The sequence below is a fragment of the Deltaproteobacteria bacterium genome, from assembly GCA_018668695.1.
In the GTDB taxonomy this organism is placed as follows: Bacteria; Myxococcota; XYA12-FULL-58-9; order XYA12-FULL-58-9; family JABJBS01; genus JABJBS01.
This window is the reverse complement of the sequence record JABJBS010000167.1, coordinates 1-11,610: the sequence shown is the minus strand read 5'-3', so window position 1 is coordinate 11,610 and position 11,610 is coordinate 1. Positions and strand designations below refer to the sequence as shown.

7 protein-coding genes are annotated in these 11,610 nt (G+C 51.5%); 3 read left to right on the top strand and 4 right to left on the bottom strand.

Features of this window, described 5'->3' with window-relative positions; all coding sequences use genetic code 11:
- The coding region (locus tag HOK28_08890) for an NDP-sugar synthase (GenBank protein MBT6433193.1) at nucleotides 1-522 on the top strand (522 nt) is incomplete at its 5' end.
- Nucleotides 523-546: 24 nt separating this feature from the next.
- Here the strand turns inward: HOK28_08890 and HOK28_08885 are convergent.
- The gene (locus tag HOK28_08885; protein MBT6433192.1) at nucleotides 547-1,017 is read right to left on the bottom strand and encodes a regulatory protein RecX; all 471 of its coding nucleotides are present in this window, start codon (nucleotides 1,015-1,017) and stop codon (nucleotides 547-549) included.
- Between the two features lie 175 nt (nucleotides 1,018-1,192).
- On the opposite strand from HOK28_08885, the gene HOK28_08880 reads away from it, so the two are divergent.
- Nucleotides 1,193-3,547 carry a serine/threonine protein kinase gene (locus HOK28_08880; GenBank protein MBT6433191.1) on the top strand — a complete coding sequence of 785 codons (2,355 nt, stop codon included), beginning with the start codon at nucleotides 1,193-1,195 and terminating at the stop codon, nucleotides 3,545-3,547.
- A gap of 49 nt (nucleotides 3,548-3,596) precedes the next feature.
- On the opposite strand, the gene HOK28_08875 is transcribed toward HOK28_08880, so the two are convergent.
- Genes HOK28_08875 through HOK28_08865 form a run of 3 tightly spaced genes read right to left on the bottom strand, consistent with a single transcriptional unit; the run spans nucleotide 3,597 to nucleotide 9,707 of the window.
- Nucleotides 3,597-5,303: a hypothetical protein gene (locus HOK28_08875; protein MBT6433190.1), complete on the bottom strand. Its 1,707-nt coding sequence runs from the start codon at nucleotides 5,301-5,303 to the stop codon at nucleotides 3,597-3,599.
- Nucleotides 5,304-5,306: 3 nt separating this feature from the next.
- Nucleotides 5,307-7,934 carry a TonB-dependent receptor gene (locus tag HOK28_08870; GenBank protein ID MBT6433189.1) on the bottom strand — a complete coding sequence of 876 codons (2,628 nt, stop codon included), beginning with the start codon at nucleotides 7,932-7,934 and terminating at the stop codon, nucleotides 5,307-5,309.
- 24 nt (nucleotides 7,935-7,958) lie between these two features.
- Entirely contained in the window at nucleotides 7,959-9,707 is a 1,749-nt protein-coding gene (locus tag HOK28_08865; protein ID MBT6433188.1) for a serine/threonine protein kinase, read from the bottom strand.
- A gap of 602 nt (nucleotides 9,708-10,309) precedes the next feature.
- On the opposite strand from HOK28_08865, the gene HOK28_08860 reads away from it, so the two are divergent.
- Nucleotides 10,310-11,610, top strand: a 1,301-nt coding sequence (locus HOK28_08860; GenBank protein MBT6433187.1) for a hypothetical protein, incomplete at its 3' end; no start/stop codon positions are given.

Here is an 11,610-nt window from a genome sequence, read left to right as displayed (position 1 = left end):
ACAGGTGTTCAGATTCTAGAGCCTGAGTTTCTCGATTTTATCCCACCCGATGTTGAGACCTGTATTGTGCGTTACGGATACATTAAGGCTTTGGCCAACGGCAGTAAGCTCATGTCATTTATGAATGACGGTTTTTGGGCGGATGCAGGGACTCCTGAGCGTTATTTCGGCGTTAACTGGATGGCTCTTAATCAAAGCATGCAGCTTCGTCATGCCGATCCGCTGGGGGGCTATTCGCTCTCGCCCCGTAAAGAGGTCGCGGATGTTGTTCGTATGGGCGACGACGTTGAACTGGGGCAAGACGCACGAATTATCCCTCCGGTTTTACTCGGCGATGGTTGCCGAGTTGGAGAAAATGCCACGGTTGGACCCTATGCAATTGTGGGGGCCAAGGTTCAGATTGGCAGAGAAGCTGAGCTTAGCCACTGTATTATTGAGCGCGGCGCTAAAATCGGGCCGGGTGAGCCTATTGCTCATGCCATGATTGGTAAAAAAGGTCGGCTGGAAATCAGCGAAAAATGAGGCCTCAGCCGCGGCTTCTCTCAATCAGTATTCTATCGGTGGCAAAACAGCTTGCAAAGCATCTTCGATGGTCTCTTCTTCAAAACCACGCCCATGCAGAAATCGGGCGGCCTTTGGTCGTGTGGATGCTTCGGCGAGCGCCACGGGTCCATAACGGCGTTTGAGGATGCTCTGAGCAACATCGTCGGCTCGAGCCCGAGCCAATCCAATACAGTGGGTAATATCGTCGTCAGCAAACTCTCTGCGGGCCAAGGCTTGCTCTATCCAACGCGGTCCCCGCCCGTTGTCGATGGCCTTCTCGCAAAGGTGAATGGACAGGGTTCGGTCGCTCAAATCACCCGTTTCAACGAGCATCGAGATAGTTTGCCCGGCAACTTCATCTGTGAACCCTTTTCTGAGAAGCCTGGTTTTAAGTTGACCAACCGATAAAGGGGCTTTTTTTAAGTAGCCCAACGCGGTGGACCGAGCTCGCGTAATGTTCTCAGAAATATCCATTCGTGTTCGATTGCCACTTTCTGAGTGGAATGTCCACGCCGACTTAATGAAAAGAATACAAGTAGACGCTCATGGCTTTTGCGCTTGCCGGTATTGCGAGATATGAATTGAGTGGAATGGGTTGTTTGGTTGTAAATCGTGTGACGCGAGCCGGTGAGGGGCCAAGAATTAACGAATGAATTATCCGAGCCCTTTTGGAAAGTATCTGCTTTTAGAGCGGATCAATATTGGCGGTATGGCGGAAGTCTTTAAGGCAAAGACTTACGGTGTGGAGGGCTTTGAGCGCTTTCTGGCCATCAAGCGTATTTTGCCGAATATGGCTGAAGACGATGAGTTCATTAATATGTTCGTGGACGAAGCGCGCATCGCGGTTCAGCTGACCCACGCTCATGTTGTTCAAATCTACGAGCTTGGAAAATTCGAAAACCAATTCTACATCGCTATGGAGTACATCTCGGGGCGCGACATGCGCCAAGTACTCGATAAATTGCGAAAAGACAGCACGACAGTTCCTGTTCCAGCCACAGCTTTTATTATTTCTAAAATTTGTGAAGGACTGGATTACGCTCACAGGCGAACCGACCCTGCTGGGCGTCCTTTGAATTTAATCCATCGTGATGTGAGCCCGCAAAATATTTTGGTAGGCTATGAGGGTGCGGTCAAAATCACCGATTTTGGGATCGCCAAAGCCGAAGACAGGGCCTCCAAAACTCAAGCTGGCGTCTTGAAGGGAAAATTTGCGTACATGTCACCTGAACAGGTGCGCGGTCTGCCCATCGACAGACGATCTGACATTTTTGCTGTGGGTATCTTGATGTACGAGATGCTCACGGGCGAGAGACTCTTTGTCGGGGAAAGCGATTTCACGACCCTAGAGAAAGTGCGTAATGCGGAGGTGCCTCCACCTCGCATGCATAATCCCGATATTCCTGAAGAATTAGAAGCCATTGTGCTCAAGACGCTCTCTCGAGACCGCGATGAGCGCTACCAGTGGGCAAGCGAATTACACGATGATTTGCAGCAGTTCTTGATTGTTAACAACAGCATCTACAACGCCAAGCGCCTCGCCGAATATTTGGGTGGGCATTATGCTGATGAGATTGAACGTGAACGCAGCCGCATGGAAGAGTTTGCTGCGATAGCAGCGCCTGTGGGTTTGAGTGTGGAGGAGTCTGCGAGACCATCTGAACCTGCCCTTGTTTCTCAAGCTCCGGCTGCAGCAAGTCCTTGGGTTGGCTCTGAAGACGAAGACAAAACGATGATATTTGCTGGTTTTGATTTTCAAGATCCTGCAACTTCCGTGGGGGCTGCGGCCACTGGGGTTCGAAAAGAAAATCCGAATCTGACCACCGAAGTACCGGCTCTCTCGGATGCTTCGGGTGTGTTTGATAATTCTGAAGATGTACCGACTGGAGTATTGAAGCCGCCTCCTGCTTCTAAGAAAAGCCGGGGACCGTTGGTGGTTCTTGGGGCTTCCGTTCTTGTGTGTGCATCGATTTTGGCGATGGCTTTATCAGGAACGAGCGATGTGAGCTCAATTCGTGTTTTATCTTCTCCAGTCACGGATGTTGAAGTCTGGTTAGATGGCGACAGCATTGGGCAAGGCACTCCTTTGATTTACGAAGGACTTAAAGCTGGGGTGATGTACAAGCTGCGGGTGAAGGCTAAGGGTTATGCGGATAAAGCTTACCTCTTCGAGGCACCTAAGGGTGGGCCCTTTGATATCGAGATTGAACTCGATCCCCTGGCCAAACAAAAAGCGTTATCCTTCGGCACACTCCAGGTGGTTTCCGACCCACCCGGTGCGACGGTTCGCGTGAACAACGAGGTGCGCGGCGAAACGCCAATTACAATCGATAAGCTTGATCGAAATCTTCCTGTCGTTTTACTGGTTGAGAAAGAGGGATTCACCGCGGAGCGCCGAACTGAGCGTTTTCTAGAGGGTGAGGAAAAGCGAACTCTAAGCTTGGTTCTGAATACGAAAAAGGGCGTTCCTGATCCCAGTGCGGTCGCGGTTGTCCGGGTGATTACTCAGCCACCGGGCGCCATTGTGTGGCTCGATGGAATCAAAAAAGGTGTCTCGCCGCTTACTCTTGAAGGGGTTTCTCGCAGTGCGCCCCACCGGCTCGAAGCTTATATTAAAGGTTATCGGAAGCAGAGCGAGCGCATACAACTCAAAGACGCCCCAAGTTTTGATTGGAAGATTGAACTCTCGAAAATTGCTGACACCCCGAAGGTCGCAGTCGCGCCGGGTGATGTACCGAAGCCGCCAAAGCCGCCAAAACGTGTGGTAGCACGCAGCTGCGGAGGAACTGGCGGCAAGTTGAGCGTCATGCCAGTAGGTGTGGCTGATTGTACGGTCAAGGTTGGGGGCGTAAGCTTAGGCGTTGCACCTTTCTTTAAGAAAGCGGCACCTAAAGGCAATTGTGAAATTGTGGTCACCTGCCCAGATGGTCGTAAGAAAAAAGTCGTGAAACGCCTAGGTGGCGGCGGCGATGCTCGAGTGATTATTAAGCCGGGTGAGTGGTAGTCAGAAGTATTTCTTCTGTTCTTAGCTTCTTCTTTATTCTCTGAATCTTTTATTCGCAGCAACTCGACGGCATGAAAAAAGGTACACACTGTGGCAGTCCCGTCACAGGGTCTGTTGAATTACTTCGTCTGATTCGTCCGCCCGCTTGTGCTGCAACAGTTTCGCAAAGTGGGATATCGCAAAGATGTTTGACGGCAGCGCAGCAGTTTTCAGGCACGGGTTGGTAGTTGATGGGCCTCATACCGGGCTCAGCTGAGAGAAAATCCATACCTTCTTCACACTGATTACGAACGCCATTGGACGAAGTATTTTCAACAACCCGAAAGCGTCCGGTGGGGCCTTGGCTAACGAGTTGCATGTTTTCGGGGAGCTGACCCGTGGTTGGATTTAAGTACATCGTATCCGTTGGGCCAAGCTCGTTTGGAATGACCCAGGCTTGCCCCGTAAAGACGTAGGTCGGTACGCCATCGACTAAGGTTGCAGCAAAGCCATGAAAGACTGCGATATCGTATTCACCCGTTGGTAATTCTTGGCACTCAGAGGGACGAGTTTCAAAGGCTGAGGCGGTGTTGCCCGGTGCAAAATATGGGATCTGACAAGCTGGATCTGTGGGATCTAGATTCACCAAGGCAACAGGGGGCACAATGATTTCTACGGAATTGAGCACGGGCGCCTCCGGTGCGAGGACCTGCCGTACGGTTCCGATAAGTGTAACATTGGGCACATTGCCTTGGATTTCTTCGGGCCGTCTTGCACGGGTAAAAAAGACGAGTGGTGTTTTCCACAAATAGTCCCCGTCCATAAACGAGAGGATAGAGCCCTCGTCGCCTAAGATGGGGTGAGTGGCAAAAAGCGGAAAGTAGTCGGCCACACCGTCTGCACCGCCATAAAAATCTACAGGCTCAAGCATCCATGGGTATGGCTCGTCCTCAACTTGTATGCCTGCTGCTAGCAGCGCTTCGTCGTAAGCAGTGTCGCTCGTATCTAGGGACACAATGGTCATCTGATTTTGTTGCCAGAGGCCTTCTTCGTATTTCTGTGGATCAAGCTGTGGAGCAGTAGGGTTGTCTGAGTCCATGATGGTTAACACGGTGCCCGAATCCATGGGTTCGGTTTCTGGGCCAAGCTCAAACATAGGCCGCTCAGTAACTACGGGCGCTGCAAGAGTCACGGTAATATTACTGACAACCTGCCCTTGAGGACGTTCAACTAAAGATTGAAAATTGATAGGAGCGTAGGCTTTGACTGCAGCTGTGGGGTCAATATAAGCACCGCCGACAATGTCACCAGCTGTTGGCTGCTTGCGAACACCAAAGAAGGGGTTGAAGTCTGAATCGTAATCTAGAAACCCTCTGATTTGATATGAAGCCACATCACCTTCGATCGTTCCCAATGGGATATTAGGCCAAACAAAAGAAGCAGAGCGCTGGACGAACGAGCTTGGGTCGGCTTCCAATAACCCACAGTCATCTTCACTAAAAACCGATGACGCTTTCATGCTCAGCATATTTACTGGGCTTAGTGCTGTTCCCGCAGGTGGAGGCGGATTGTCGTTTAAGAAAAGCGTAAGGATCAATTGCCCGGTGGGTTTGTTGTCTTCGCACTGAGCCGGCGGTCCGATGTAGAGAATGCTTCCCTTAATGACACCCGTTGGGATGGGAGCATCTTTATAAGGAATGACTGGCGGCTCTGTGCAAGCACTGAGAAACCAAGTGAGCGTTAAAATAAGCCCAGATAAAGAGTGTTTATGCTTCATCACTTAGAACCTCAGGGTGGCGCTGCCGAAGATGCGTCGAGAAATCTTCTGAGCGAATGGGTGTTGTCTAAAGGGGGTGCTTGCGAGGTTTGTACCGATCACGGCAAGCTCTAACGCATCGTCAAATAATCGATAGCCGATACGTGCATTGACGATGGCGTAACCAGGGACTCTAAAGACCCCAACCTCGCTGCTGCTCGTCGCGCTTGAAATGGCCTGTACCCAAGTTTGCTCGCTGGCCAAGTGAATATCCAAAGCCAAATCGAGACCGAAAGGAGAACGGTATTGAACCCCGCCATTGATTTTATGAGCACTGGTTCGTTCTTCTTCAGCAGCTGCGCCGCTGAGTGCTTCAGAGTCGGTGGGTGATGTGTCGTGGTAGGCGTAGTTTAGATAAACATCCAAACCAGTTACAGGGTAAACACGTATACCAAGCTCGCCCCCGAGTTGGCGATAGGTGACATCACCATTGGCCCATTGAAGCTCCCCAACAGGATAGGCATCAACAGATTCATCGTATACAGATTGTGGATCGGTAATGCCGTAGTTCTCAATTTGGCTTAGGCTGATGAGGTCGTCTACGAGGTTTAAGTAGATGTTTGCTTCCAGTGCGAAAAAGTCATTTTGATGCGAATAGCCGATTTCTGTGGATAGCATTGTTTCAGGTGAGAGTTCGGTATTTCCAATTCCGTAAGCGGTGATGCCGCGAAGCGGGGTCGGAACTTTGGACCGCAAGTAAGACTCTAAAAATGCGGGGCTTCGAAACGCTGTTCCAACGGTAGCACGTAGGGCAGATTCTTCTGTCATTCTAACGACGATAGCGCCTCGTGGAGATAAGACTGGAGCTGAGAGCAGTGGGTGCTTATCGATTCGTGTGCTCGCCGTCACTTTGACATATTCACCAAACTGCATGGTGTCTTGGATAAACGCTGATGCGTGATGCTCTTCGTGCTTGGAGTCAAGCCATGCCCAATCGATGGTTTTAAACCGGTAACCCAAACCTATATTGAGGTGGTGTGGAATCGGCCAATCGAACGTTGCGTCGTATTCAGTTTCTACATCGAGTACATGTGATTCAAGGTCGCTGAATGCGACATCAACGTCGCCGGGTCTGCCTTCGAGGTTCTTGACGTCTGTCGTAAAAGCACTCCAGAAAGTTCGCACGGTGATTCCCATGGGAGTGGAGAGGTTGGCGTGTGACTGAGCAAAGAAAGCGTCCTGAGCCTGAAGGTTTCTTAGGCGACCAGCACTCATAAATGAGAAGTCACCATTGAGGACTGCTGTACCGACACGGGCAGTATATTTATCAGGAAAACGAATATTAAATTCAGAGTTGAACCACTTTGCGCCAATTCCTATTTCAGGATCGGTTACGGTTGATTCGATATCTACACGCGCGGGGTCAATGCCGTAGCTGTATTGATTGGATTGAATATGCCCAGCGTTGAACCGGTATCCAACTTGCTCGGATCGTCCAGTGAATCTGGCGCTGGCCCGAACGGTGTTTCCCTCGCCGATGGTGGTGGTGACCAAGGTATCGCCTTGGCCCGGTTTCTTGAGCAATATATTTACAACCCCAGAGAATGCATCCGCACCATAAAGAGCAGAAGCGGGAGCTCGAATGACTTCGATCCGTTCAATATCTTCAACACCGATAGGAAGAATCGTCCAAAGTGTGGCGCCGAGAAAATCGAGAAAAACTGAACGGCCATCAATGAGAACCAAAACTTTGTTCGATAGTCTTTGGTTGAGACCGCGAATGGATATCTCAGTATCAGCAGTGGTTAGGCTCATGACCTCAAGGCCGGCAGCTCTGCGCAGAAGCTCCCCGATGTTGGTGATTCCCGATAGCCGGATATCTTGTGCGGTTACAACGGTGGTTGAGTTTGGTGCGTCTAGTGGAGATTGAGCGAGACGTGAAGCTGAAACAACGCGCTCGGCATAGATATCTTCTGTTCTTTGTGAGCCCAGGTCCAAGTCTTCGACAGAGGCTGGTTTGAGTGTTGTTTTCGGCTTGGTGTCACCCAGCACAGTAGCATCTGCACTTTGAGACCCCTGTGACTTTGGAGCGGCCTTTGGGCCGGCGGAGGGAGTGACCAGGGTACGAGCAAGTTCGTCTAAAACATCGGCTTGGTCTTTCAATGCTGGGCTTTGTGTTGCCGCAGCGATTCCAGCAAAGCGTTTGGATGCTTGCTGAATCACTTTAATGACTTCGTTGGTTACGACAGTGGTTCCACTTTCGCCAGGGCTTAGGTTGGCTTCGGAGCTTGGCTCTGATTCGATAAGTGTTTGTTTCGCCAGCCTGTCTCGAAGTGCATCGACGATAAGCTGAACTTGATCGGAATCGGGTGGATCACTTTTAAGGTAGCGCTCAAAGTAGAGCACGGTTTCAATGTATTGGCCTGCATCGAAGTAGGCTCGCGCGAGATTGTAGAGAACGTTGGGGTGAGGCATGAGCTCGTAAGCGGCCTCGAGTTCGGCTGCACCGGCATCAAGTTGACCTTGTGCAATGAGATCCATGCCGCCTCTGAAATGGCGCCGGGCCTCACTTCGAACATCGGCTAAAGCGATGCTTGGAAGCACGAGGCAGAGCAACCATAAGCCTAGCAGAACAACGCGATTATTTTTCACGATGGCGTTCCTTGGGTAAATGGGTCAGTACGGGTTTTCTTTGTAGTTACCCATATTCGGTTTTCTTTTTGGTTCGTCGTCTACATTAGATTTCGATTTGTCTTGTTTGCGAATCTTTTTGGGACGGCGAGTGACTCGAACTTTGGTCAGTTGAGTGCTCACGACGAGCTCGTCGCCATCTACCTCGCGCGTTGCGACTCGGTCTCGGTAGCCGTCGAGGCTAAACTTAAGTGTTAGCACGCGTCCGGGTTCTGCGTCCTTGCCTTCCCATGAAAGGCGACAAGGGGTAGCCTCACAGATTTCTGTAGAATCCAGAAAGACGCCAGCTCCGCTTGGTCTTGAACGCAGGATTAAAGAAAGTGTTGGTGGTGTGTCGGGAAGGTCTTCATTGATATCGCGATCCGCCGGTACGGCATCGGCTTTATCGGGAGCGGCTTGAGCTTTTTGTGTGGCTTCGGTTTCAATGGGTCTGGTCTCACCCATTTCAATCTCGGGTAATGTGAACCAGTAGAGCATGACTGCTCCAATGATGACTGTTGCGGCCGCAATGGCGCCCATCACCATGCTTCGACTGCCAGAATCTCCAGAAACGTTATCGAGTTGATAATCGCTGCTCTGATCGCCGGAAATAATGAGGTCTTCACCGCTGAGGGCAACGGTACGACCATCCGAGACATCATTTGCATCAGGATTGTTTGGAATTGGTCCTGAAATAGAAGGTGGTGGTGCCGGCGGTGGAAGCGGGGCGGGGACATTGCCCGACCAGGAGCGGTTCGCGGAGCTATCTGAATTGAGATACAGATTCATGCCCGTTTGGCGCGCGATCATTTTTAGCGCCCGAACCATGGTATCCATATTGTCGAATCTATCGTTGCGGTCTTTGGCCAGGCATTTACGAACAACCTGTTCGAGAACCTTGGGAGCATCCATGCTTTGGTTGACGGACTTGAAGCGGGGAATCTCGTCGTTGAGGTGCGCAAGGATAGTATCCATTGCGCTTTCACGAACAAACGGTGGCCGGCCAGTGAGCATCTCGTAAAGGATAGCACCTAAGGCATAGACGTCGGCGCGCTCATCGAGGGCATGACCGCGAATCTGTTCGGGGGCCATGTAGCCAGGTGAGCCCATGAAGATTCCCGTTTTGGTAAATCCACTTTGGTCTTCAAGAACGTTTTTAACGAGACCGAAATCTAGGACTTTGACGAAGTCGGCTTCATCGGGATGTTCTATCAGGAAAATATTCGCCGGCTTCAGATCTCTATGAACGACACCAAGCGCATGGGCTTCGCGAACGGAGCGAGCAACTTGAGCCGCAACGTGAATGGCCCGAGGCGGTGAGAGTACCGGACGGTCTTTCATTTCTTGATGCAGGGTCCGGCCTTCTAAGAACTCCATCACAATGTAGTAAATGTTGTCTTCGGTTTGGCCGTAGTCAAAAATGGTGACGGTATTAGGATGACTTAATCGTGCGCAAATTGAGGCTTCTAGAAAAAAGCGTTGGTGAAAGTCGTGCTCTATTTCGCCGGTAAAGGTTGGGTCCAAAACTTTGAGTGCGACGATTCGGTCGAGTGGGTCCTGGATCGCCTTGTAGACTTTTCCCATGCCGCCTCGGGCGACTCGTTCTGTAACTTGGTAGCGCCCGTTAAAGACACGTCCGACCAATGGGTCCTCGGTGGGTGCAGGCTTAACCCCAGGGGCGACGGGCTTCCCAGGTAGGGCTCCGGCCGTTGCGACCTTGCCCGTATTTGGGCTTTGGGGTTGATTCGAGTCCATCGATCCTAAGTTCGGTTCGTGAATGTCACTTCTACGTCTTAATTCCGCGACACATTCTTGAGTAAATCCTATCTAAAATCGGGGGGCTATTCTAGCATTCTGCCAGCTTTCAGCCAGAATATTGGAGCCATTTATGGGTTGAACCGGTCGAGGCTGGGCTTAACGGACGCTCTGAGGCTGAGCGCCTGTTGAAATCTTAAAGGGCCCAGTTACGAATGACGGCTGAGAGCGGGTCAGAATGAATTTGGCGATACTTAACGTCTTGGAGGAGTCAGTGAAGCTAGCTGGTCTTAGCGATCTTAGATCTCGGCCGTTTTTGTATTGTTCGAGCCCTAAACTAAGTGGTCTTGATGTTGATTGTCCGGTTGGACCATGGGCTGGCTTTGTGAAGAGGTATCGCCGAGGTCCCCTATTGCCGTTGGAGCCTTGGAAGACTTAAAGCAGGGAATGAAAAGCACGCGGGCAAGCAGTTCCTTGCAAAACTCTTGTCGCGCCTGCCCAAAGAATGCTGGCTTAAGTTGTGGAAAACGATAAATATTACGGCACGAGGGTAAAACCAATTGCGGCCCCTGTCGCGTTCTTTCAACAGGCTGTTAAGCGCTATGACAACGTGTCGAATTACTTATGATCACAATGGATCTCCTGGAATCTGGGCAGAGAACCCGGCGGAAGCATATTGGGGAATAGGTTGGGTGCATGGCAGACATCGCCCTTTTCAGTCGAGGTTAATTGGTGCCGCAGCGCAGGGTCGTCTGGCAGAGCATTTGTGGGATTTAGAGCCGCTGACCGCTCTCGATGCCTTGATACACCGCTTAGATATACCCGAGATGGGTCGCAGAGAAGCGCCTAAAATCTCTGGCGACAGTCTGCTTTTGTTGGACGCTTACATCGAGGGCTGGCGTGCTGGGGCAGTGTTGGCCAAAACACCCTTCGAGCTGCGACTTCTCATGACTCGCTTACCTGATCTCACGCGTGAATCAGTCGTTTCCTCTTTGCTACTCTCTGGGTATTTGGGTTTGGCCCAGAGCCAGGAACGCATGGAACGAGCTTTGGTTCAGGCACTGGTTGAAGGTGCCAAGCCAGAGGTCATGGAGGAAATGTTTCACCCACACCTCAATGGATGGGATCCGAAGGCGCTCAGTGAGTTTGGAGCAAAGGCGTTAAGCGGTTTTGGAACAGGCGGTGTTCGCGCGGTCGGGGGAAGCAACGCTTGGGCGGTGAGCCCAGAACATACTCACTCAGGTCAAAGTATTTTGTGCGGCGACCCGCACCTTCAGGTGAACCAATTACCGGCGATTTTTTGCGAGGTACGGGTACGTATGGGCGACGACTATTGGCTTGGAGCAACGATTCCAGGGCTGCCCGGTATTGCCGTGGGCCGCAATCGTGACGTTGCTTGGAGCGGTACGTTTGGTGTGTCTGACAATGTTGATTATGCCATTGAAGAGGTGAAGGCGGGGCAGGTAAAGCGCCCGCAAGAGAGCGCATCGGTTGTTACCCGAGAAGTCGAGATTAAGCGCCGCTTCAAAGACCCTCTGGTACTTAAATTTTTCGATACCGACCGAGGAACTCTAGAAACTCAGGAACTGGCTGACGGTCAGGTTTTGGCGAGTCTGTGGTCAAGCAGTGCACGCCCTGCGCAGGCGCTGGAGGCTTATCTACGCCTTCCGTTGGCGCGCTCGGCGCAAGAGGCAGCAGAGGTTCTGGAGCACGCCCATACGTTGAGTTTGCATTTTGTCTTGGCAGACAGGGCAGGGGACATTCGTTATGCCCAGGCGGGGTACATTCCGAAACGAACCGATGGTTGGAGTGGACTCTACCCGGTGCGGGGCGACGCAGGTCCGAGTTGGGATGGGTTTTACCACGGGGCCGGCTTACCCAGGATGGGAGCACAAGATGGCTT